The 20,700-nt window shown below is 65.3% G+C and carries 22 protein-coding genes and 1 other RNA gene; 12 read left to right on the top strand and 11 right to left on the bottom strand.

Annotated features, from left to right (window positions below; all coding sequences use genetic code 11):
• Nucleotides 1-42 precede the first annotated feature (42 nt).
• Nucleotides 43-246 (bottom strand): YdcH family protein, encoded by a 204-nt coding sequence (locus tag K8M09_RS13645; protein WP_160785267.1) that lies wholly within the window; start codon nt 244-246, stop codon nt 43-45.
• A 216-nt stretch (nt 247-462) separates the two neighbouring features.
• On the opposite strand from K8M09_RS13645, the gene K8M09_RS13640 reads away from it, so the two are divergent.
• On the top strand, nt 463-636 hold the full coding sequence (locus K8M09_RS13640) for a YdcH family protein (RefSeq protein WP_160785268.1): 174 nt from the start codon (nt 463-465) through the stop codon (nt 634-636).
• Between the two features lie 193 nt (nt 637-829).
• Here K8M09_RS13640 and K8M09_RS13635 read toward each other — a convergent pair whose 3' ends face one another.
• Both K8M09_RS13635 and K8M09_RS13630 read right to left on the bottom strand, forming a co-directional pair.
• A complete protein-coding gene (locus K8M09_RS13635; RefSeq protein ID WP_160785269.1) occupies nt 830-1,090 on the bottom strand; it encodes an ArsR/SmtB family transcription factor in 261 nt (86 codons plus the stop codon).
• Nucleotides 1,091-1,151: 61 nt separating this feature from the next.
• A complete protein-coding gene (locus tag K8M09_RS13630) occupies nt 1,152-1,922 on the bottom strand; it encodes a sulfite exporter TauE/SafE family protein (protein ID WP_160785270.1) in 771 nt (256 codons plus the stop codon).
• 103 nt (nt 1,923-2,025) lie between these two features.
• On the opposite strand from K8M09_RS13630, the gene K8M09_RS13625 reads away from it, so the two are divergent.
• From K8M09_RS13625 to K8M09_RS13600, 6 genes are all read left to right on the top strand, one after another.
• Nucleotides 2,026-2,679 (top strand): thiamine phosphate synthase, encoded by a 654-nt coding sequence (locus K8M09_RS13625; protein WP_160785271.1) that lies wholly within the window; start codon nt 2,026-2,028, stop codon nt 2,677-2,679.
• Nucleotides 2,680-2,687: 8 nt separating this feature from the next.
• Nucleotides 2,688-3,845 (top strand): tetratricopeptide repeat protein, encoded by a 1,158-nt coding sequence (locus tag K8M09_RS13620; RefSeq protein ID WP_160785272.1) that lies wholly within the window; start codon nt 2,688-2,690, stop codon nt 3,843-3,845.
• Between the two features lie 181 nt (nt 3,846-4,026).
• Nucleotides 4,027-4,827 (top strand): inositol monophosphatase family protein, encoded by an 801-nt coding sequence (locus tag K8M09_RS13615; RefSeq protein WP_160785273.1) that lies wholly within the window; start codon nt 4,027-4,029, stop codon nt 4,825-4,827.
• 109 nt (nt 4,828-4,936) lie between these two features.
• Nucleotides 4,937-6,001: a MotA/TolQ/ExbB proton channel family protein gene (locus K8M09_RS13610; protein ID WP_160785274.1), complete on the top strand. Its 1,065-nt coding sequence runs from the start codon at nt 4,937-4,939 to the stop codon at nt 5,999-6,001.
• A 2-nt stretch (nt 6,002-6,003) separates the two neighbouring features.
• Complete coding sequence (locus K8M09_RS13605; RefSeq protein ID WP_160785275.1) at nt 6,004-7,035, top strand: peptidoglycan -binding protein; 1,032 nt, start codon at nt 6,004-6,006, stop codon at nt 7,033-7,035.
• 94 nt (nt 7,036-7,129) lie between these two features.
• Nucleotides 7,130-8,773, top strand: a complete 1,644-nt coding sequence (locus K8M09_RS13600; protein WP_229341893.1) for an FAD-binding dehydrogenase — start codon at nt 7,130-7,132, stop codon at nt 8,771-8,773.
• A 7-nt stretch (nt 8,774-8,780) separates the two neighbouring features.
• Here the strand turns inward: K8M09_RS13600 and K8M09_RS13595 are convergent, their stop codons facing one another.
• Complete coding sequence (locus tag K8M09_RS13595) at nt 8,781-10,550, bottom strand: ABC transporter transmembrane domain-containing protein (protein ID WP_229342368.1); 1,770 nt, start codon at nt 10,548-10,550, stop codon at nt 8,781-8,783.
• A 244-nt stretch (nt 10,551-10,794) separates the two neighbouring features.
• Here K8M09_RS13595 and rpmE point away from each other — a divergent pair, with 244 nt between their 5' ends.
• A complete protein-coding gene (gene rpmE, locus K8M09_RS13590) occupies nt 10,795-11,016 on the top strand; it encodes a 50S ribosomal protein L31 (protein ID WP_160785278.1) in 222 nt (73 codons plus the stop codon).
• A 143-nt stretch (nt 11,017-11,159) separates the two neighbouring features.
• Here the strand turns inward: rpmE and rcdA are convergent, their stop codons facing one another.
• The 3 genes from rcdA to K8M09_RS13575 form a co-directional block, all read right to left on the bottom strand.
• Nucleotides 11,160-11,678, bottom strand: a complete 519-nt coding sequence (gene rcdA / locus K8M09_RS13585; protein ID WP_160785279.1) for a protease adaptor protein RcdA — start codon at nt 11,676-11,678, stop codon at nt 11,160-11,162.
• A 378-nt stretch (nt 11,679-12,056) separates the two neighbouring features.
• Complete coding sequence (locus tag K8M09_RS13580; protein WP_160785280.1) at nt 12,057-12,245, bottom strand: DUF1192 domain-containing protein; 189 nt, start codon at nt 12,243-12,245, stop codon at nt 12,057-12,059.
• Nucleotides 12,242-13,519 (bottom strand): MFS transporter, encoded by a 1,278-nt coding sequence (locus tag K8M09_RS13575; RefSeq protein WP_160785281.1) that lies wholly within the window; start codon nt 13,517-13,519, stop codon nt 12,242-12,244. Before K8M09_RS13575 ends, K8M09_RS13580 begins: the two co-directional genes overlap by 4 nt.
• A 151-nt stretch (nt 13,520-13,670) precedes the next feature.
• On the opposite strand from K8M09_RS13575, the gene K8M09_RS13570 reads away from it, so the two are divergent.
• Nucleotides 13,671-13,826 (top strand): hypothetical protein, encoded by a 156-nt coding sequence (locus K8M09_RS13570; RefSeq protein ID WP_170299422.1) that lies wholly within the window; start codon nt 13,671-13,673, stop codon nt 13,824-13,826.
• 234 nt (nt 13,827-14,060) lie between these two features.
• On the opposite strand, the gene K8M09_RS13565 is transcribed toward K8M09_RS13570, so the two are convergent.
• From K8M09_RS13565 to tkt, 3 genes are all read right to left on the bottom strand, one after another.
• The gene (locus tag K8M09_RS13565; protein ID WP_160785282.1) at nt 14,061-15,260 is read right to left on the bottom strand and encodes a phosphoglycerate kinase; all 1,200 of its coding nucleotides are present in this window, start codon (nt 15,258-15,260) and stop codon (nt 14,061-14,063) included.
• Nucleotides 15,261-15,336: 76 nt separating this feature from the next.
• A complete protein-coding gene (gene gap, locus K8M09_RS13560) occupies nt 15,337-16,338 on the bottom strand; it encodes a type I glyceraldehyde-3-phosphate dehydrogenase (protein ID WP_160785283.1) in 1,002 nt (333 codons plus the stop codon).
• A 68-nt stretch (nt 16,339-16,406) separates the two neighbouring features.
• Nucleotides 16,407-18,389, bottom strand: coding sequence for a transketolase (gene tkt / locus K8M09_RS13555; protein ID WP_160785284.1), 1,983 nt, complete (start codon nt 18,387-18,389; stop codon nt 16,407-16,409).
• Between the two features lie 331 nt (nt 18,390-18,720).
• Between tkt and K8M09_RS13550 the strand changes: the two genes are divergently transcribed.
• The 3 genes from K8M09_RS13550 (at nt 18,721) to ssrS (ending at nt 19,649) form a co-directional block, all read left to right on the top strand.
• The gene (locus tag K8M09_RS13550; RefSeq protein WP_160785285.1) at nt 18,721-18,993 is read left to right on the top strand and encodes a DUF4164 domain-containing protein; all 273 of its coding nucleotides are present in this window, start codon (nt 18,721-18,723) and stop codon (nt 18,991-18,993) included.
• A gap of 20 nt (nt 18,994-19,013) precedes the next feature.
• Nucleotides 19,014-19,385, top strand: coding sequence for a cell division protein ZapA (locus K8M09_RS13545; RefSeq protein ID WP_160785286.1), 372 nt, complete (start codon nt 19,014-19,016; stop codon nt 19,383-19,385).
• A gap of 105 nt (nt 19,386-19,490) precedes the next feature.
• Nucleotides 19,491-19,649: non-coding RNA, 6S RNA (gene ssrS / locus K8M09_RS13540), on the top strand.
• A 68-nt stretch (nt 19,650-19,717) separates the two neighbouring features.
• On the opposite strand, the gene tal is transcribed toward ssrS, so the two are convergent.
• Nucleotides 19,718-20,680 (bottom strand): transaldolase, encoded by a 963-nt coding sequence (tal, locus tag K8M09_RS13535; RefSeq protein ID WP_160785287.1) that lies wholly within the window; start codon nt 20,678-20,680, stop codon nt 19,718-19,720.
• Between the last annotated feature and the right edge of the window lie 20 nt (nt 20,681-20,700).

The raw sequence follows: 20,700 nt of genomic DNA, 5'->3' as shown, positions 1-20,700 counted from the left end.
CGACGGGGGGCGTTTCTGTCGTGTCCAAGGCGTCTCGTCCGTTCAGGCGATGATGTCGGGGATGATCTGGTCTTCCAGCTTGGAAAGCTTGTCCTTCAGGATCAGTTTCTTCTTCTTCATGCGCTGGATTCTGAGGGCTTCGCACCCGGTCTGGATCATGGCGTTGATCGCGGCGTCGTAGTCTTCGTGCTCCTGGCGGAGCCGTGCCGCGGCAAGCCGCAATTCAGCCTGTTCCTGGTCTGCCATGCTGTTCGTTCCCCGTCGTCGCGGTTGCGGCCTATCCCCGTCCCGCACCCTCTGTGAAGGCTGCTCCTACCACGAAACCCCCGGTAACGGGAAGTTATCCCTCGCCACGTTTTCGCCTTCGACAAATGAAAAATGACATGGCACACTGACTTTGTTGCAACCTGGATCATCCGGCACGCAAGTGACCGGGTGCAAGCAAAAGGAAGGAACTGTCACATGACGATTGAGGCCCATCTGGCTACGCTCGAAAAGAAGCACGTTGCTCTGGAAGAAGAGCTGCATGCCGCGGTGAACCGCCCCTCGGCTGAGGATCAGACGATTGCGGAGATCAAGCGTCGCAAGCTGCGCATCAAGGATGAGATCGAGCGCCTCCGCTCTTCTTCTCACTGAAAAGACAGGTGTTTTTCCAAAGTTAATCGGAGGAAGGCACGTCGCGGAACAGATGGTCTGTAAGGGAGGACCAGGGTAGGAGCCCATTTCGCGAAACCGCTTCCGGAATACGAAATCATAGATGTCGTGACGCCCTGGCCCGTTCGAAAGACGTGCCGGGGCGTTCTGTTTCAAAATGGGGCGGATGCGATGCTCAGGACCAGAACTGGTCGAGCCAGAGATTGAGCCGGTCGAAGCCCTTGGCATTGATGGCGTAGATGCGCCGCGTGCCTTCGGCCTTCACGCTGACCAGATTGGAATCGAGCAGCGCCTTGAGGTGCTGCGATACCGCCGGGCGGCTGATCGGCAGGCCTTCGGACAGTTCGTTGACCGTGCGCGGCGCGCGGCGCAACTCTTCCAGCAGGAACCTGCGGTTCGGGTCGGCGATCGCGGAGAAGGGGTCCGGCTGGGTCATGGCCGAAAGCTATGGCAAAGCAGCAGGTGCGGCAAGTATTTTGTGCGCTGCGAAGGGCCGCTCAGAAGAAGGCGCGCGCGCCGTCATGGACGAGGTTGAGGCCGGCGATGAAGGCCATGGCATACATGAAGGGATAGAACACATCCGGCTTCATGCGCTTGACGATGAAACCGCCGAAAGCGGTCGCGGCGATGGCGAGGGGAACGAGCGTGGCGGAGATGGTGAGGTTCTCCGTGCCGAACTGGCCGAGCGCGAAATAGGGGCCGAGCTTCAGGAAGTTGAGGATGGCGAAGAAGCGTACGGCAGCGCCGGTATAGTCGCGCGGCGGCAGCTTCAGCGGCAGGCCGTAGACCTGGAAGGGCGCGCCGCCGGCATGGGCGACGAAGCTGCCATAGCCCGAAAGCGTGCCGAGCACGGCGGCGGGCGCCAGCCGGTGCGGCTTCGCATGGATGACGTGGCCGTGGCGCGTGCGCCAGCTATTGTAGAAATAGCGCGCGGCGAAGAGCACGGTGATGATGCCGATGATGAGGCGCAGCGCATCGCGCGGCACATAGGCCGAGGTCGCCCAGCCGACGGCGAGACCGACAAGGGCACCCGGCAACAGCATCTTCAGGAGCGTGCGGTCGTTGTGCTGGCGCCAGATCCAGAGCGAGACGCAATCCATGACGACGAGGATCGGCAGCAGGATGGCGGCGGCCTGCACCGGCGGCACGGCGATGGCGAGCAGCGGCACGCCCATGAGCGCGAGCGCCTCGCCCATGCCGCCCTTGGTGAGGCCGACGAGGATGACCGCGGGAACGGCGGCGTAGTAGATGGCGGGGTCGATGGACATGGAAGGCGATTGATCCTGTTCGTCCTTCCGTCTATCCGCTTTGATCTGTTATGACGAGACCGGACGCCGCAACCGGCGGCCGCAACGTAAGGAAGTCCCATTCATGTCCAATGTCGAAAGCCGCTGCCGCCTTGTGCTGATCCTTCCCGAGGGCGAGGACCTTGCCGCGCGGGCGGCGATGCTGGAGGGGGCCCTGAAGGGCGGCGACGTCGCTTCGGTCATCCTGCCGCAATACGGGCTGGACGACGGGCAGTTCCAGAAACATGCCGAGGCGCTGGTTGCGCTCGTGCAGAAAGCCGGCGCGGCGGCGCTGGTTGCGGGCGATACGCGCGTGGCGGGCCGGGCGAAGGCCGACGGCATCCATGTGACGGGCGGCCTCGAGGCGCTTGGCGAGGCGGTGGAGAAATTCACGCCGAAGCTCATCGTCGGCGGCGGCAATGCGACGGACAGGCACAAGGCGCTGGAGATCGGCGAAGTGCAGCCGGATTACATCTTCTTCGGCAAGATCGGCGGCGACATCAAGCCGGAGGCGCATCCGAAGAACCTTGCGCTTGCCGAATGGTGGGCCTCGATGGTCGAGATTCCCTGCATCGTGCTCGGCGGCACGGATCCGCAATCGGCGCTGGCGGTGGCTGAGACCGGCGCGGAATTCGTGGCGCTGGACAAGGCGGTCTTCGCCGATCCCGCGCAGGCCCCGCATGTCGTTGCCGCCGTCAATGCCCTGCTTGACGAAAAAGCGCCACGGTTTGAGGAATAGTAGGGTTCATGATCAGGGCCGTTCTTTCGCAAGCTAGCCGTATCGCGCCGATGGCGCTTCTCGCCACGGGCCTCCTCGTGGCCGCGCCCGCCTTTGCGGAAACGGCGAAGAAGGGGCCCTCCGTCACGAGCGGCGACCAGGCCGAACAGAAGGACGCGCCCGCGGACAAGGCGGCATCGACGGACAAGGTCGACGACAAGGCCGCTGACAAGGCTGCCGATAAGGGCAAGCCCGGGGAGAAGCCGGAAGACGGGCCATCGACGGGCCTGACGGTGCTTGACCGCATGGGGGCGGAGCTTCCCGCCCTGCCGGCGGAAAAGCCCTTCACCGGCAAGGTCGACGAGGCCTATGGCGCGTTCCAGCGCGGGCGTTATCTCACGGCGATGGAGCTTGCCCTGCCGCGCGCCCAGCTCGGCGATCCGGCGGCGCAGACGCTCGTTGCCGAAATTCTCGACCGTGGCCTTGGCGTCAAGCGCAACCGCGATCAGGCGATGTTCTGGTACGAGCAGGCGGCCAATGGTGGCGATCCGACCGGCATGTTCAAATATGCCGTCCTCCTCATGGAGCGCTCCCGCTCCAAGGACGACCGCAAGAAGGCCGACGAGCTGATGAAGAAATCGGCCGAACTCGGCAATCCCTCGGCGCAGTTCAACTATGCGCAGGTGCTGGTGTCGGAGACGCCCGGCGAGAAGGGGCTGCGCGATGCGCTGCCCTATTACGAGAAATCCGCCGAGCAGGGCATCGCGGATGCGCAATACGCCCTGTCGCAGATCTACGAGAGCCTGCCGGACCTGCCGGCGGAAAAGAAGAGCCGCGCCCGCGAATGGCTGCTGCGCGCCGCCCGGGCCGGCTACGACACCGCCCAGCTCGACCTCGGCATGTGGCTGGTGAACGGCACGGCCGGCGAGCGCGACTTCGACGCCGGCTTCAAATGGATGAAGCGGGCGGCGGACGGCGGCAACCCGGTCGCCCAGAGCAAGCTTGCCCAGCTTTATATCAACGCGATCGGCACCAGGCCCGATCCGGTCGAGGCGGCGAAGTGGTTCGTGCTGGCGCGCCGCGCCGGGCTGAACGATCCCTTGCTGGAGGACTTCTATCTTGGCCTCAACGACGAGCAGCAGAAGGCGGCGATCACGGCGGCGAACAAGTACCGTTCGGGGTCCTGACCGTCCCCGCATTTACCCTGTTGCGCGATAGGATGGCCTGCTTTGCATCCCTTGCAGGGGCAGAAGGCTTGAAACTTCGGGGGATTTGTGGTCTTGAGGCCGCATATCCCGGTCCCGGCGCGTTTTCGCGCCACGGCTTCTGCCGTCTCCAGCGCCGGACATTCCCGAAGGACAAGGTTGCATGGCTCGTTCAGCTCTTCTCAACGTCATGGTTCAGGCCGCTTTCAAGGCCGGCAAGTCGCTCGCGCGCGATTTCGGCGAAGTGCAGAACCTGCAGGTTTCGCTGAAGGGGCCGGGCGACTACGTCTCGCAGGCCGACCGCAAGGTGGAGAAGATCATCCGCGAAGAGCTGATGAAGGCGCGCCCGACCTACGGTTTCCTTGGTGAGGAATCCGAAGAGATCGCCGGCACGGACGGCGCGCACCGCTGGATCGTCGATCCGCTCGACGGCACGACCAACTTCCTGCACGGCATTCCCTGCTTTGCGACCTCGATCGCGCTGGAGCGCAATGGCGAGATCGTCGCGGGCGTCGTGCTGAACCCGGCGACGGACGAGCTTTTCACCGCCGAGCGCGGCGGCGGGGCCTTCCTCAACGACCGCCGCCTGCGCGTGGCGGCCCGCAAGCACCTTTCGGATGCCGTCATCGGCTGCGGCATGCCGCATCTCGGCCGCGGCAACCACGGCAAGTACTTGATCGAACTGCGCCATGCGATGGGCGAAGTCGCCGGCATGCGCCGCCTCGGCGCGGCCGCGCTCGACCTTGCCTATGTCGCCGCCGGCCGCTTCGACGGCTTCTGGGAGCGCGACCTTTCCGAGTGGGACATGGCGGCGGGCATCCTGCTGATTCGTGAAGCCGGCGGCTATGTCAGCGATCTGGACGGCAGCACGGCGATGTTCGACACGGGCACCATCGTCGCCGGCAACGAATATATCCACAAGGCGCTGCGCGAAGTGCTGCATCGCCCGGTGCCGACGCGCTAAGCACTTGGCATGAGCGGCGCTTTCGGGCGCCGCGTGGCTGCTTGGCCCTTCAACTCGTCGCAATCTTCCTCTAGTCTCCGCCCCGACGAGGAAGCGGAGATGCGACTACATGGCTAAGCTGGCGCTGTCGGGCCGGGGAGGCTCGGCCGAGACCGAGGACTACCCGCACAAACTCTCAAGCCCCATGGCCTTCTTCTGGACGATGGTGATCTTCCTCATCATCGTCGGCTTCGTGGCCGCCATCCTCTTCCGTCAGGCGCAGACGGCCTTCCTTTCCAATCCCGGCCTCAACGGCCTCATCCTCGGCGTGCTCCTGATCGGCATCCTGCTGGTCTTCAACCATGTGCTGGCGCTGAGACCGGAAGTGCGCTGGTTCAACTCGTTCCGCGCGGCCGGCAGCGCCGAGAAGGTCGGGCGCGATCCGGTGCTGCTTGCGCCGATGCGCTCGCTGATCGGCCGTCGCCATTCGGTGGCGCTCTCCACCACGGCGCTGCGCTCGATCCTCGATTCCATCGCGACCCGCCTCGACGAATCCCGTGATACATCGCGCTACCTGATCGGCCTTCTCGTCTTCCTCGGCCTGCTCGGCACCTTCTGGGGCCTGCTCGGCACCATCGGCTCGATCAGCCAGGTCATCCAGTCGCTGGATGCCGGCGGCGGCACGGCGAACGATATCCTCAATGCCCTGAAGGAAGGCCTTTCCGCCCCGCTGACCGGCATGGGAACGGCCTTCTCCACCTCGCTTTTCGGTCTTTCCTCCTCGCTCATCCTCGGCTTCCTCGACCTGCAGGCGGGCCGCGCGCAGAACCGTTTCTACACGGAGCTGGAAAACTGGCTCTCCTCGGTCACCGATGTCGGGCCTGAACTCCAGCCGGTGGCCGACGGGGCCGGCGCGTCCTCCGCAGACGTGCAGGCGCTTGCCGAGCAGATCCTGCTGCTTGCGCAGGAGAGCGGCGGCAGCAACCGCTCCACGGCCGCGATGGCGAGCCTTGCCGAGGGCATTCAGGGCCTCGTGAAGAACATGCGCAGCGAACAGCAGATGCTGCGCGACTGGATCGAGGCGCAGCAGGAAGAGGCGAAGGCCCTGCGCCGCACGCTCGACCGGCTTGCCGCGCGCAGCGGCGAAAAGGCCGAGCGCGCCGCCGAGAAGGTCCATACGACCGGGGGCGAATAGTCATGGCGCTCGCGCGAAACCGGCGCAGCCAGCGCACCGTCGATTATTGGCCGGGCTTCGTCGATGCGCTGTCGACGCTGCTGCTCGCCATCATGTTCCTGCTCACCGTCTTCGTGCTGGCGCAATTCTTCCTCAGCCGCGAGATTTCCGGCAAGGACGACGTGCTGAACCGGCTGACGAGCCAGATCAACGAGCTGACGCAGCTTCTCGCGCTGGAGAAAAGCGGCAAGCAGGATCTGGAAGATGCGCTCGCCAATCTGCAGGCCTCGCTCAGCCAGTCGGAAAGCGACCGGACACGCCTTCAGCAATTGCTCGACAGCGGGGCCGGTGCGTCCAGCACGGCCAATGCCCGCGTCACGACGCTGGAAGGCGAGCTGGATTCGGAAAAGCAGGTGAGCGCCCGGGCCATGAGCCAGATCGAGCTTCTCAACCAGCAGATCGCCGCCCTGCGCAGCCAGATCGCCGCCGTGGAGGAGGCCTTGCAGGCCTCCGAAGCGAAGGACCAGTCCTCGCAGGCCAAGATCGCCGATCTCGGCCGCCGCCTCAACGTGGCGCTGGCGCAGCGCGTGCAGGAGCTTAACCGCTACCGCTCCGATTTCTTCGGCCGCCTGCGCGAAATCCTCTCCGACCGGGAGAATATCCGCATCGTCGGCGACCGTTTCGTCTTCCAGTCCGAGGTGCTGTTCCCCTCGGGCGGCAGCGATCTCAACGAGGCCGGGCAGGCGGAGATGGGCAAGCTCGCGACGGCGCTGCTCGATCTCGCAAAGGAAATTCCCTCGGAAATCAACTGGGTGCTGCGCGTCGACGGCCATACGGACAATGTGCCGCTCTCCGGCACGGGCCGCTACCGCGACAACTGGGAACTTTCCTCCGCGCGTGCGACTTCGGTGGTGAAGTTCCTCATTTCCAAGGGCGTTCCGGCCAACCGGCTGGTCGCGGCCGGCTTCGGCGAGTTCCAGCCGATTGCCGAGGGTGATGACGACAAGGCGCGCTCCACCAACCGCCGCATCGAGCTGAAACTGACCGAAAAGTAAGCGACACCCGCGCGCCAGAGACGCGATTTCCGTGCTGTTGATCTTACGCGCACGTATGCGTAAGTTTTCCCGACATAAGGCGGGAGGCTATGCGGTGGATTGCGATCTTCTGGTGATCGGGGCGGGCCTTGCCGGCCTCGTGGCGGCGATAGAGGCGGCGGCGCGCGGCCTCAAGGTGATCGTGCTCGATCAGGAGGGCGAACAAAACCTTGGCGGGCAGGCCTTCTGGTCGCTCGGCGGCCTGTTCTTCATCGACAGCCCCGAGCAGCGGCGCATGCGCATCCGCGACACGGTCGATCTTGCCCGGCAGGACTGGTTCGGCTCGGCCGGCTTCGACAGGCAGGAGGACTACTGGCCGCGCCGCTGGGCGGAAGCCTATCTCGATTTCGCGGCCGGCGAGAAACGCGCCTGGCTGCATGCCATGGGCATGCGCTGGTTCCCGGTCGTCGGCTGGGCGGAGCGGGGCGGCGGCCTTGCCACCGGCCACGGCAATTCCGTGCCGCGCTTCCATGTCACCTGGGGCACCGGTCCCGGCGTGCTGGCGCCCTTCCTTCGCCGCGCGCAGGAGCTTCGCGCCTCCGGCACACTCGCCTTCCGCTTCCGCCATCGCGTCGACGGGCTGATCGTCGAGAATGGCGCGGTCGTCGGCGCTCATGGCGCGGTGCTGGCGCCGGATGCGGCGGAGCGCGGGCGCTCGACCTCACGGGAGGTCGTCGGCGATTTCAGCCTCCGTGCCGGCGCGGTGCTGGTGTCGTCCGGCGGGATCGGCGGCAATCACGATCTGGTGCGGCAGAACTGGCCGCGCGACCGCCTCGGGGAGCCGCCGGGCTTCATGGTGAGCGGCGTGCCGGCCCATGTCGACGGGCGCATGCTGGGAATCGCGCAGCAGGCCGGCGGCTCCGTCATCAATGGCGACCGGATGTGGCACTATACGGAGGGCCTGCGAAACTGGGACCCGATCTGGCCCGGCCACGGCATCCGCATCCTGCCCGGTCCGTCGTCGCTCTGGCTCGATGCGCGCGGGCGGCGCTTTTCGACTCCGGCCATGCCGGGCTTCGATACGCTGGGAACGCTGAAGGCGATCCGCGCCACCGGGTATGACCATAGCTGGTTCATCCTGACGCGAGCGATCATCAAGAAGGAATTCGCCCTTTCCGGCTCGGAGCAGAATCCGGACCTCACCGGCAAGAATATCCCGCTTCTCCTGAAGCGTCTCGGCAAGAACCCGCCCGGCCCCGTGCAGGCCTTCATGGACAAGGGGGCGGATTTCGTGGTGCGCAACGATCTGGGAGACCTCGTTTCCGCCATGAACGCGCTGACCGACGAGCCGCTGCTGGACGTGGTGAGGGTCAGGGCCGAGGTGGAGGCGCGCGACCGGGAGATCGAAAACGCCTTCTCCAAGGATGCGCAGGTGACGGCGATCCGCGGCGCGCGCGCCTATCTCGGCGACAAGCTGATGCGCACGGCCAAACCCCACCGCCTGCTCGATCCCAAGGCCGGGCCGCTGATCGCGGTGCGGCTCAACATCCTGACGCGCAAGACGCTGGGCGGTCTCCAGACCGATCTTTCGGGCCGCGTGCTGGAGCTTTCCGGCAGGCCGGTGCCGGGGCTTTACGCGGCGGGCGAGGCCGCCGGCTTCGGGGGCGGCGGCCTGCATGGCTATAACGCGCTGGAGGGCACGTTCCTCGGCGGGTGCCTCTTCTCCGGCCGTGTCGCGGGCAGGGCGGTCGGCGCCTGAGCCTTGCTCAGACGGCGGCCTGTTCCTCGCCGAGGAACGCCTGGCCGCCGTGATCGAATTGCAGCCGGGCGAGGCGGGCATAGAGGCCATCCTGGCGGATGAGCGACTGGTGCGTGCCCTCCTCGACGATGCGGCCATGCTCCATCACGAGGATGCGGTCGGCCTTGAGGACGGTGGCGAGGCGGTGGGCGATGACGATGGTCGTGCGCTTGCCCATCTGGCCGTCGAGCGCCTTCTGCACCAGCGTCTCGCTTTCCGCATCGAGCGCGGAGGTGGCTTCGTCGAGCAGCAGGAGGGGGGCGTCCTTCACGATGGCGCGGGCAATGGCGATGCGCTGGCGCTGGCCGCCGGAGAGCGTGACGCCGCGCTCGCCGACCATCGTGTCGTAGCCCTTGTCGAGCCGGTCGATGAATTCTTCCGCCTGCGCCGCGCGGGCGGCGGCGCGGACTGCCTCGTCGCTGACATTGTCCATGCCGAAGGCGATGTTGTCGCGGATCGTCGCGGCGAAGATCGTCACGTCCTGCGGCACCAGCGCGATGCGGCGGCGCAGCGCTTCCGGATCGGCGGCGCGAAGGTCCACGCCGTCGAGCAGCACGCTGCCGGAATCGGGATCGTAGAAGCGCAGGACGAGCGAGAGGATGGTGCTCTTGCCGGCGCCCGAGGGGCCGACGACGGCGACGGTCTCGCCGGGCTTCACGGCGAAGCTGAGGCCATTGATGCTGCGGTAGCCGGGGCGGGCGGGATAGGAGAAGTGGACGTCCCTGAACGCCAGCTCGCCGCGCGCGGGAACGGGCAGGGCGACCGGGTTGGCGGGCGCGGTGATTGCCGGGGGCTCGGCGAGAAGTTCGGTCAGGCGCTCGGCGGCGCCTGCGGCCTGCGACAGCTCGCCCCAGACCTCGGACAGCGCGCCGAGGCTGCCGGCGGCGAAGACGGCGTAGAGCAGGAACTGGCCGAGCGTGCCGGCCGAAAGCGTGCCGGAGAGCACGTCGCGTGCGCCGAACCAGAGCACGGCGACGACGGAGCCGAAGATCATGGCGATGGCGAAGCCCGTCAGCAGCGAGCGGGCGCGGATGGCCGAGCGGGCGGCCTCGTAGGCGTTCTCGACCGTGCCGAAGAAGCGGGCGCGGGCGGCCTCCTCCGCGTTGAAGGCCTGCAGCGTGCGGGTCGCGCCGATGGCCTCGCCGGCATAGGCGGAGGCGGCGGCCAGCATGTCCTGCGCCTCGCGCGAGCGGCGGCGCACGGAGCGGCCGAAGGCGACAAGCGGGAAGACGATGACGGGAATGGCGGCGATGACGAGGCTGGAGAGCTTCGGGCTGGTATAGACCATCATGGCGATGGCGCCGAGGCAGAGGATCAGGTTGCGCAGCGCGACCGAGGCGGTGGCCCCGACGGCGGACTTGATCTGCGTCGTATCGGCCGTCAGCCGCGAGACGATCTCGCCGGACTGGTTGACGTCGAAGAAGGCGGGGGAGAGCTTCGTAACGTGGGCGAAGACGTCGCGGCGCAGGTCCGCGACGATGCGCTCGCCCAGCGTGATGACGAAGTAGTAGCGCAGGGCGCTGGCGAGCGCGAGCAAGCCGGCGAGCGCGAAGAGCATCATGAAATAGGTGTTGATGAAGCCGGCATCGGCGCCCGAGAAGCCGTGGTCGATCATGCGGCGCACGGCGATCGGCAGGATGAGCGTGGTGACGGCGGCGAGCACGAGCGCGACGAGCGCCCCGGCGACGAGGCCACGATAGCGGCGAAGATAGGGAGCGAGCCTGCCCAGCGGACGCATGTTCTGGCGCGCGGGCTTTTCCTGCGCGGCGTGATCTTTGTCTGTGGACACCATACCCCCGTTTCCAGCGCCTTGCGGCACGAATTGTCTTTCGGCTCTTGTTATCCAGACGGCCTTCATGTATAGGCTCGCCATCGAATTGGGAAGCCGTAGGTCCGACCGACCGCGGCTTCATTTACGTCTTTGGCCTCGCTGTCGCAATCCATTGCGACAAATGGCCCCCGGAACAAGCAGGAAGAGTGTCATGAAGGCTGATATCCATCCCGACTACCACACCATCAAGGTCGTGATGACCGACGGCACCGAGTACGAAACCCGCTCGACCTGGGGTTCGGCTGGCGCAACGATGAACCTCGAAATCGACCCGAAGTCGCACCCGGCCTGGACCGGCGGCAACCAGCAGATGCTGGACCGTGGCGGCCGCGTTTCCAAGTTCAAGAAGCGCTTCGAAGGTCTCGGCCTCTAATCTGCTTCCTGCCTTGCGGCGGATTTCGAAAAACCCGGCTCCGGCCGGGTTTTTTGTTGTTTGGCGTGTCCCTCAGCTTATGCGCAGGCAACAAAAAACCCGGCCGGAGCCGGGTCTTGCATATCGGTCTGCGTGCGTGCCGATCAGTTGTTGCCGAAGGCGGTCTGCAGCAGGTTGATCTGGGCCTGGACGCTGTTCTGGTTGTCCGGCTGGAAGGTCTGGACTTCCTGTGGACGGTAGATCTCGCGGTCGAGCAGGGCGACGCGGTTCTGCAGGCGCAGCGAGCGCTCGATGAGGTCGCGGAAGGCTTCCGGCAGGTCGTTCCAGCCGGGCGCGGTCTTGTCGACGTTGAAGCTGTCGAGGCGGACCTTGTTCTTTTCCGAAAGCACCTGGTCGCGGCTCATCTCGCCATTGTTGACGGCGCGCTGGAGCAGGAGCCAGGAGGCCATCTGCATGAGGCGGGTGGTGAGGCGCATCGATTCCGCCGCATAGAGCACCGAGGCCATGCGCGGCAGGACCTTGGAGGCCTGACGGCCGACGCCGTCGAGATAGCTCGCGGTTTCCTCGACCAGACCCATGCCCTCGGCGTACAGGGACTTGAACTGCGCCGACGACGCAACATGGCCAGCGAAGCTGACGGTATTCAATCCTCTTTCGGACATGGTTTCTTCCCTGTTGAACGCATCACTTGCAGGTAACGGAAGGTCGGCCCGTGGTGTTCCAAGTGGCCGGTCTGTGGCTAGAAGATGATGCCATAACCTAATTCGCGCAAGGGTATTCTTAAGAAAGGGTTAATCTCCACAATTCTTTCGGGACAGGGGGCGCGGACGGGGCGTTGCAAATAAAAAAAGAGCCGCGGAAAGCGGCTCTCAAGGTAAAACAGGGGAAAAATCAGACGCAAACCCAAAGGGGTGGAAATGTCTGAAGCCGGAAGGACCGGATGTGCAGGTAATAGCAGGTAAGGTTTAATGGCCGGTTAACTCTATTGTCGTTTCGCCGCCGTCTGTGCCTTTTCGGCAAGACCGGTGACCTGATGAGGGTCAGCGAAACAGGCTCTCGGCCGCCGAACGGCTTGCGCCCTTCTTTGTCTTTTCCGATTCGAGACGGTCGATTTCCGCGCGCAGCAGGTCTATGCGCGCGGCAAGCTCATCGACGGAAAGCAGCGACAGGTCGCTGCCGATCTCATGCGCGGTCTTCTTCTGCGGGCGGTCGTCGTCGAAGAGGCTCATGCGGTGCGTTCCTCCTGTTGCTCGTCGGCGGCCTGCGGCTGGGGCAGGGCGCGCGGCGAAAGCTGAAGGCTTTCCGGCGTGGTGAGCGTGCCGGGATTGATGGTCGTGTAGGTCTCGCGCATCTCGGCCGGCAGCGCGGCGCGGCGGCGGCTGCGGAAGATGGCGTAGGCCGTGATGAGGATATGCGCCCAGCAGGTGACCATGAAGAGCGCATAGGGGCCGACGGACGACATGATCGGGCCGCCGAGCGTCGGGCCGATGATCGTGCCGACGCCGTAGAGCAGCAGCAGGCCGCCGGAGACCTTCACGAAGTCCTCGGGGCTGGCGAAGTCGTTGGCGTGCGATACGGCGATCGGATAGAGGGCGTTCGCCATCGCGCCGTAGAGGGCGGTCAGCGCCAGGAGGACGGGCACGGAGGCCGGCTGGAAGATGAAGAGCGCAAGGCCGGCGGCGGCGGCGATGGCCGAGAGCACGGCGAGCACGATGCGCCGGTCCATGCGGTCGGAGATGCGGCCGGCGGGAAGCTGCATGACAGCGCCGGCGAAGATGGCGATACTCATCATGAAGGCGATGTTGCTGGAAGAGAGGCCGGCATTGGCGCCGAAGACCGCGCCGAGCGTGCCGAAGGCGCCGTTGGCGATGCCGATCAGCACGATGCCGACGCAGGCGATGGGCGAAGTCCGGAAGAGGGCGGGGATATCGAGCTTGACCTGCTTCAGCGGCTGGGGCGAGGCGGCGGTCGACAGTGTCGTCGGCAGCATGGCGAGGCAGTAGAGAATGCCCGCGACCATGAAGAGCATGGGGGTCGTGACGTCGCCGAGCGCGACGGTCATCTGACCGCCGACCGTGCCGACCAGCGTGATGGCGATATAGAGCGAGAAGATCAGGCCGCGGCTCTCGTTCGTCGCGCGCTCGTTCAGCCAGCTTTCGATGATCATCGACGTGCCGGCGATGGAAAAGCCGGTGACGGCGCGCAGCACGATCCACCAGAAGGGATCGACGATCATGCCCGTCAGAAGCGCGATGATGGCGATGAGCGAGGCGAAGCCGGAAAAGGCGCGCACATGGCCGATGCGCTTGACGACGGTCGGCGCCAGCAGGCAGCCCAGCACGAAGCCCGTCGCCCAGGACGTGCCGAGCAGGCCGAGCATCGTCGTCTCATAGCCCTCGAAGGCGCCGCGCATGGGAAGCAGCAGGCCATGCAGGCCGTTGCCCAGGAAAAGGAACAGGGTTCCCAGGAGAAGCGCGAAGACGGATAGGAGGTTTTTTCGCATGTGATTTTCGCTTGTTCGCCGATGGGAAAGGAATAGCGCACCTGTTGCCGATTGCCAGATGCAAAGGCGACGTCGGCGCGATTTTCACGCCATGCGCTGATCGCTTGGAAAAGTGTCTGAGGTGTGACAGGAAGGGGCCCGAAAGGCCGTCATGTCGAAAATCCTGCCCGCACTTCTCATCGCTGCCATGCTGCTGCATCTCATCCGGCCCATCGGCCTGCCGGGGCTGCGTCGGCGCGCGGATTTCTGGAAGATCGCGGTGGTCGCCATCGGGCTGATGATGCTGACGGTGCTCATCCGGCCCTGAAACGCAAAAGGGCCACCCGAAGGTGGCCCCCATGAGGTCTGGTCCGGCACGGACCCGGGCCTTGCGGCCCGCAGGAAGGTGGGTTCAGAGCGAGGGCTGCCCCGCTTTCGTCACCACTTTTCCCATGCCCGCGGCCAGAGCCAAATTCTCACTAGACATCGGATCACCTTCCTTTCTGAACGTTGACGATAGAAGGAATGTAGGTGATCCGTGCCGGAGCGCAAGGGCTTTCGCTTATTTCTGCTGGCGCAGGATATCGACGCCCGGCAGCGGCTTGCCTTCCATCCATTCGAGGAACGCGCCGCCGGCGGTCGAGACATAGGTGAAATCGTCGGCGACGCCGGCATGGTTGAGGGCCGCGACCGTATCGCCGCCGCCGGCGACGGAGACGAGCTTGCCGGCCTTGGTCTCGGCTGCCGCGTGCTTTGCGGCAGAGACCGTCGCGGTGTCGAAGGGGGCGATTTCGAAAGCGCCGAGCGGGCCGTTCCAGACGAGCGTCGAAGCGCGCGAGATCCAGGCATTGACCGCCTCGATCGTCTTCGGGCCGACATCGAGCATCATGGCATCGGCGGGAATGGCGTTGACGTCGACCACTTCGTTCTCGGCATTGGCCTTGAACTCGCGGGCGACGACGCCGTCTTCCGGCAGCACGATGGCGCAGGTCGCCGTGGCGGCCTCTATCATGATCTGCTTGGCGGTGTCGGCGAGGTCATGCTCGCAGAGCGACTTGCCGACATCAGTGCCGCGGGCGGCCAGGAACGTGTTCGCCATGCCGCCGCCGATGACCAGCGCGTCGACCTTCTTCACGAGGTTCATGAGCAGGTCGATCTTGGTGGAGACCTTCGCGCCGCCGACGATGGCGACGACCGGGCGGGCCGGGTTGCCGAGGCCCTTTTCCAGCGCCTCCAGCTCGGCCTGCATGGTGCGGCCGGCATAGGCGGGCAGGAGATGGGCAAGGCCTTCCGTCGAGGAATGGGCGCGGTGGGCGGCCGAGAAGGCGTCGTTGACGTAGATGTCGCCGTTTGCGGCGAGCGCGGCGGTGAAATCGGGATTGTTCTTCTCTTCGCCCTTGTGGAAGCGGGTGTTTTCGAGAAGCAGGATATCGCCGTTCGCCATGGCGGCGATGGCGGCTGCGGCCGGCTCGCCGATGCAGTCGGCGGCGAAATGGACCTTGGCGCCGAGGACGTCGTTCACGGCGGGAAGAATCTGCTGCAGCGACATGTCGGCGACGACCTCACCCTTCGGGCGGCCGAAATGGGCGAGCAGGACGACCTTTGCGCCCTTCTTGGAAAGTTCCTGAATGGTCGGCGCGACGCGCTCGATGCGGGTCGCATCGGTGACCTTGCCGTCCTTGACCGGCACGTTGAGATCGACGCGAACGAGCACGCGCTTGCCGGCGATATCGGTGAGGTTGTCGAGGGTCTTGAAGGTCATGGCACGGCTCCTGAATGTGACGTCTGGTCAAGAAAAAACACCCGGACATCGCTGCCCGGGTGTTTCGTGTTTCCGATTAGATCAGCTTGCCGAGGGCAACCGCCGTGTCGGACATGCGGTTCGAGAAGCCCCACTCGTTGTCGTACCAGGAGAGGATACGAACGAGGTTGCCGTCGAGGACCTTGGTCTGGTCGGCGGCGAAGTTCGACGAATTGCTGTCGTGGTTGAAGTCGATCGAGACGAGCGGGCCGGTGACGTAGTCGAGGATGCCCTTCAGTTCGCCTTCTGCGGCTTCCTTGATGGCGGCGTTGACTTCTTCAGCGGTGACGTTGCGCTTCGGCACGAACTTCAGGTCGACGACCGAGACGTTCGGGGTCGGCACGCGGATGGCCGAGCCGTCCAGCCTGCCCTTGAGCTGCGGCAGCACGAGGCCGACGGCCTTGGCGGCGCCGGTCGAGGTCGGGATCATGGACAGGGCTGCGGCGCGGGCGCGATACAGGTCCTTGTGCATGGTGTCGAGCGTCGGCTGGTCACCCGTGTAGGAGTGAACCGTCGTCATGTAGCCCTTCTCGATGCCGAAGGCCTTGTCGAGAACGTAGGCGACCGGTGCAAGGCAGTTCGTCGTGCACGAGGCGTTGGAGATGACGAGGTCGTCCTTGGTCAGCGTGTTGTGGTTGACGCCGTAGACGATGGTCTTGTCGGCATTGTCGCACGGGGCCGAGACGATGACGCGCTTCGAGCCGTTCGCGAGGTGTGCGGAGGCCTTTTCCTTGGTGGTGAAGAGGCCGGTGCATTCCAGCGCGATGTCGACGTCGCCCCAGGGCAGTTCCTTCGGGTCGCGGATGGCGGTGACGCGGATCGGGCCGCGGCCGACGTCGATGGTGTCGCCGGAAACGGTGACGGTGCCCGGGAACTTGCCGTGGACGGAGTCATAGCGAACGAGATGCGCATTGGTCTCGACCGGGCCGAGGTCGTTGACGGCAACGACCTCGATGTCGGTGCGGCCGGACTCGACGATGGCGCGCAGCACGTTGCGGCCGATGCGGCCAAAACCGTTGATGGCAACTTTCACAGTCATTTCGGGTCTCTCCCTATGGATGAACTTTGCGAGGTGAGGCGCGGCCGGGGAGCCGCGCCCTGGGGCAATCAGGCGAGCTTGGCTTCCGCGGCGGCGACGACGGCTTCCGGCGTGATGCCGAAGTGCTTGTAGAGCTCCTTGTACGGGCCGGAGGCGCCGAAGGAGGACATGCCGACGAAGATGCCGTCCGAGCCGATGAAGTGATCCCAGCCCTGGCGGATGCCGGCTTCGACGGCGATCTTGACCGGCGAATTGCCGATGACGGCCTGCTGGTAGGCTTCCGGCTGCTCGGCGAAGAGCTCGACGCAGGGAACCGAGACGACGCGGGTGGAAATGCCCTTGGCCGAGAGGGCCTGCTGGGCCTTCACGGCGATCTCGACTTCCGAGCCGGTGGCGAAGATCGTCACCTGGGCGTCGCTGGCCGAGACGAGATCGTAAGCGCCGCGGGCGCAGAGGTTCTCTTCCTCATATTCCAGGCGGACCGGCATCAGGTTCTGGCGCGTCAGCGCGATGGCGGACGGGCGGTTGTGGCTTTCCAGCGCAAGCTGCCAGCACTCGGCCGTTTCCGTGGCGTCGGCCGGGCGGAAGACGAGCAGGTTCGGGATGGCGCGCAGCGCCGCCATGTGCTCGACCGGCTGGTGCGTCGGGCCGTCTTCGCCGAGGCCGATGGAATCGTGCGTCAGGACGTGGATGACGCGAATGCCCATCAGGGCGGCGAGGCGGATCGACGGACGGCAATAGTCCGAGAAGATCAGGAAGCCGCCGGAATAGGGGATGAGGCCGCCATGCAGCGCCATGCCGTTCATCGCGGCCGCCATGCCGTGCTCGCGCACGCCGTAGTGGATGTAGCGGCCGGAGAAGTCGGTCGGGGTGATCGACTTGGTCTGGCTGGTCTTGGTATTGTTGGAGCCGGTCAGGTCGGCGGAGCCGCCGATGGTTTCCGGCAGCACGCCGTTGATGACTTCGAGCGCGTCTTCCGAAGCCTTGCGGGTGGCCGGGTTCGGCTTGGTTTCGGCGAGCTTCTTCTTGTAGGCGGCGATGGCGGAATCGAGGCTGCCTTCGAGGTCGCCGGCGAAGCGGCGGACGAACTGTGCCTTCTTCTCGGCTTCCGTCTTTTCGAGGCGGCCTTCCCATTCCTTGTGCGCCTTGGTGGAGCGCAGACCGGCGAGGCGCCAGGCGTCGAGCACGTCGGAGGGAACGACGAAGGCTTCCGATTCCCAGTTCAGCGCCTTGCGGGTGGCGGCGATCTCGTCCGCGCCGAGCGGCGAGCCGTGGACCTTGTGCGTGCCGGCCTTGTTCGGCGCGCCGAAGCCGATGGTCGTCTTGCAGGCGATCATGGTCGGCTTGTCGGACTTCTGGGCTTCCTCGATGGCGGCGGCGATGGCCTCCGGATCATGGCCGTCGACGGCGATGGTGTGCCACTGGCTGGCGCGGAAGCGGGCGTGCTGGTCGGTCGAGTCGGCAATGGAGATCGGGCCGTCGATCGAGATGTTGTTGTCGTCCCAGAAGACGATGAGCTTGTTGAGCTTCAGGTGGCCGGCAAGCGAGATCGCTTCCTGGCTGATGCCCTCCATGAGGCAGCCGTCACCGGCGAGCACGTAGGTATAGTGCTCGATGAGGTCGGAGCCGAACTCGTCGCGCAGCTTGCGTTCGGCAAGCGCCATGCCGACGGCGTTGGCGATGCCCTGACCGAGCGGACCCGTGGTCGTCTCGATGCCGGCGGCGTGGCCGTATTCCGGGTGGCCGGCCGTCTTGGCGCCGAGCTGGCGGAAATTCTTGATCTCGTCGATCGTGATGTCCTCGTAGCCCGTCAGATAGAGCAGCGAGTAGAGAAGCATCGAGCCGTGGCCGGCCGACAGGACGAAGCGGTCGCGGTTCGGCCAGGACGGGGTCTTCGGATCGAAGGACAGGAAGCGGGTGAAAAGAACCGTTGCAATGTCTGCTGCGCCCATCGGCAGGCCGGGGTGGCCGGAGTTCGCCTTTTCCACGGCATCCATGGAAAGGAAGCGAATTGCATTCGCCATCCGGTCGTGTTTTTCGCGAGAGATCATGACTGTTCCGTCTTCTTCGGGGTGTCAGGGCCGATGCCGTTCAGGGGGATCGGTTGGAAGCGGGGTGACACATAGCAGGTGCACAGTCGGAGTCAACGAATTCGGCGGTTCCTGCGGCGTTTGCGCGCCGGTTCCACGGACTTTTTCAGCGTTTTCGCATGAATGCGCCGCAGGCCGTTTTCGCCCCTTGTGACGGCTGATCCACAGCGCCGTTCCGGGCCGGTCGCGCCCGGCTGTTGACGCTCGGGCCCGCAGTTGAATACTGTCAAAGGAAGAGAACCGGCGCTGGCGGCGGCGATTCGCGTTTTTTGAGAGTGCCGGTGAAGGCTTTATGACCAACGGGGAAACAGTCAGGGCAGCAATCGAGGAGCTCCGCAGGGCTCTTGCAAGCCTCGACAATGCGCTCGACATGCGCTTCGACCGGGAGCGCGACCACGGCGAGGTGGAGGGCGAAGTGCGGCGGGTGAATGCCGACCGCTCGCGGCTCGCCCAGGAACTCGACCAGTCCGAATTCCGCGCCAACCGCCTGGAAGAGGTGAACCGCGAGGTTTCCCGCCGGCTGGTCACGGCCATGGAAACCATCCGGGCCGTGCTCGACCGCTAATCCCAACAGAAAGTGACGGCATGGCTCAGGTAACGGTACAGATCGACGGCAAGGCCTATCGCATGGCCTGCGAGGAAGGTCAGGAGGGGCATCTCGAAGAGCTTGCCGCCGGCTTCGATCGCTATGTCGGTCACCTGAAGAGCCAGTTCGGCGAGATCGGCGACCTGCGCCTGACCGTCATGGCCGGCATCATGGTGATGGACGAGCTGAACGACGTCACCCGCCGCCTCGAAAAGCTGGAAAAGGAAGCCGAGTCGCTGCGCAAGGGCCGCGAGGGCGTGATGGGCGAGGTTTCCCGCAACGAGGAAGCCATCGCGCAGGCGCTGGGCGAACTCACCAGCCAGATCCAGGGCATGGCTGCCAAGCTCAACGGCAAGCCGTCCGCCAACTGATCCGGCCTTCGCGCGATCTCAGACGCCAAACCGCTTCGTGCATTTGCTGGAAATGCTGCAGGAATTGCCACTGGCGAAAGCATGGCTTTCATCCTATATATCGGATGCGTTCTGCGCTTCCCGACAGGAACCACAATCCCTGGGGCCATACTCGATCCAAAGGGAGCTGTCCCTGACCCGGCCCGTGGGCTTGGTCACACGGTGCCCACCTACGTTTGTAGGCACCCAGGATCGTAAACCTCCATCGGTCGCCGTGGATCGCACTTTCCAAAACCGCTGCCGAACGAAAAAGGCCGCCCCCTGGGCGGCCTTCGTGTTTTGGCGCGGGCGCTTTACGCTGCGGCCTTCAGTTCCTTGTCGATCATCGCGCGCAGGCTGCCGAGGTCCTTGGCAAAGGCGCGGATGCCTTCGGAGAGCTTTTCGGTGGCCATGGCGTCTTCGTTCAGCATCCAGCGGAAGGCCTTTTCGTCGATCTTGACCGGCGAGACCTTGGCGGCCTTTTCCGGCGAGAGCTTGCGCTCGAGCGTACCCTCAGCGGCGTCGAGTTCTTCCAGCAGGGCCGGGCTGATCGTCAGGCGGTCGCAGCCGGCCAGCGCTTCGATCTCGCCCGTGTTGCGGAAGGAGGCGCCCATGACGATCGTGTTGATGCCGTTGGACTTGTAGTAGTCGTAGATCGCGCGGACGGAGAGCACGCCCGGGTCTTCCTCGGCCGTGAAGGTCTTGCCCGAGGCCTTGACGTGCCAGTCGAGAATGCGGCCGACGAAGGGCGAGATGAGGAAGACGCCGGCATCGGCGCAGGCGATGGCCTGGGCCTGGTTGAAGAGCAGCGTCAGGTTGCAGTCGATGCCTTCCTTCTGCAGCACTTCCGCGGCGCGGATGCCTTCCCAGGTGGAGGCGAGCTTGATGAGGATGCGGTCGCGGGAAATGCCGCGCGCGTCATAGGCCTTGACGATCTCGCGGGCCTTGGCGATGGAGGCTTCGGTGTCGAAGGAAAGGTCGGCGTCGACTTCCGTCGAGACGCGGCCGGGCACGAGTTCGGCAAGCGCCGCGCCGACCGAGATGGCGAGGCGGTCGGCGACGGCCGAGACGACGCCCTCGCGATTTCCGCCCTGCGACTGGCCCCAGCGGACCGCTTCCGTCACCGCGTCGGCAAAGGCCGGCGTGCCGAGCGCCTTCAGGACGATGGTGGGGTTGGTCGTGCAATCGACCGGCTTCAGGCGGCGAACGGCTTCGATATCGCCGGTATCGGCCACCACGGTCGTCATCGCGCGCAGTTGTTCAAGCTTGGACGTCATATCCGAAATCCCGAAAGTTG

It is taken from the genome of Shinella zoogloeoides (assembly GCF_020883495.1).
In the GTDB taxonomy this organism is placed as follows: domain Bacteria; phylum Pseudomonadota; class Alphaproteobacteria; order Rhizobiales; family Rhizobiaceae; genus Shinella; species Shinella zoogloeoides.
The sequence above is the reverse complement of the archived record's forward strand: the minus strand, read 5'-3'. Positions and strand labels throughout refer to the sequence as shown.

What these genes read in the sequence shown, in the direction of transcription:
- K8M09_RS13630 (WP_160785270.1), bottom strand. Translation starts at nt 1,922, where the DNA reads ATGTCCATCGACCCCGCCATCTACTACGCCGCCGTTCCCGCGGTCATC.
- tal (WP_160785287.1), bottom strand. Translation starts at nt 20,680, where the DNA reads ATGACGTCCAAGCTTGAACAACTGCGCGCGATGACGACCGTGGTGGCC.
- K8M09_RS13640 (WP_160785268.1), top strand. Translation starts at nt 463, where the DNA reads ATGACGATTGAGGCCCATCTGGCTACGCTCGAAAAGAAGCACGTTGCT.
- K8M09_RS13635 (WP_160785269.1), bottom strand. Translation starts at nt 1,090, where the DNA reads ATGACCCAGCCGGACCCCTTCTCCGCGATCGCCGACCCGAACCGCAGG.
- K8M09_RS13625 (WP_160785271.1), top strand. Translation starts at nt 2,026, where the DNA reads ATGTCCAATGTCGAAAGCCGCTGCCGCCTTGTGCTGATCCTTCCCGAG.
- tkt (WP_160785284.1), bottom strand. Translation starts at nt 18,389, where the DNA reads ATGATCTCTCGCGAAAAACACGACCGGATGGCGAATGCAATTCGCTTC.
- K8M09_RS13605 (WP_160785275.1), top strand. Translation starts at nt 6,004, where the DNA reads ATGGCGCTCGCGCGAAACCGGCGCAGCCAGCGCACCGTCGATTATTGG.
- K8M09_RS13645 (WP_160785267.1), bottom strand. Translation starts at nt 246, where the DNA reads ATGGCAGACCAGGAACAGGCTGAATTGCGGCTTGCCGCGGCACGGCTC.
- rcdA (WP_160785279.1), bottom strand. Translation starts at nt 11,678, where the DNA reads ATGTCCGAAAGAGGATTGAATACCGTCAGCTTCGCTGGCCATGTTGCG.
- gap (WP_160785283.1), bottom strand. Translation starts at nt 16,338, where the DNA reads ATGACTGTGAAAGTTGCCATCAACGGTTTTGGCCGCATCGGCCGCAAC.
- K8M09_RS13550 (WP_160785285.1), top strand. Translation starts at nt 18,721, where the DNA reads ATGACCAACGGGGAAACAGTCAGGGCAGCAATCGAGGAGCTCCGCAGG.
- K8M09_RS13580 (WP_160785280.1), bottom strand. Translation starts at nt 12,245, where the DNA reads ATGAGCCTCTTCGACGACGACCGCCCGCAGAAGAAGACCGCGCATGAG.
- K8M09_RS13575 (WP_160785281.1), bottom strand. Translation starts at nt 13,519, where the DNA reads ATGCGAAAAAACCTCCTATCCGTCTTCGCGCTTCTCCTGGGAACCCTG.
- K8M09_RS13565 (WP_160785282.1), bottom strand. Translation starts at nt 15,260, where the DNA reads ATGACCTTCAAGACCCTCGACAACCTCACCGATATCGCCGGCAAGCGC.
- K8M09_RS13615 (WP_160785273.1), top strand. Translation starts at nt 4,027, where the DNA reads ATGGCTCGTTCAGCTCTTCTCAACGTCATGGTTCAGGCCGCTTTCAAG.
- K8M09_RS13595 (WP_229342368.1), bottom strand. Translation starts at nt 10,550, where the DNA reads ATGCGTCCGCTGGGCAGGCTCGCTCCCTATCTTCGCCGCTATCGTGGC.
- K8M09_RS13545 (WP_160785286.1), top strand. Translation starts at nt 19,014, where the DNA reads ATGGCTCAGGTAACGGTACAGATCGACGGCAAGGCCTATCGCATGGCC.
- K8M09_RS13610 (WP_160785274.1), top strand. Translation starts at nt 4,937, where the DNA reads ATGGCTAAGCTGGCGCTGTCGGGCCGGGGAGGCTCGGCCGAGACCGAG.
- K8M09_RS13570 (WP_170299422.1), top strand. Translation starts at nt 13,671, where the DNA reads ATGTCGAAAATCCTGCCCGCACTTCTCATCGCTGCCATGCTGCTGCAT.
- rpmE (WP_160785278.1), top strand. Translation starts at nt 10,795, where the DNA reads ATGAAGGCTGATATCCATCCCGACTACCACACCATCAAGGTCGTGATG.
- K8M09_RS13620 (WP_160785272.1), top strand. Translation starts at nt 2,688, where the DNA reads ATGATCAGGGCCGTTCTTTCGCAAGCTAGCCGTATCGCGCCGATGGCG.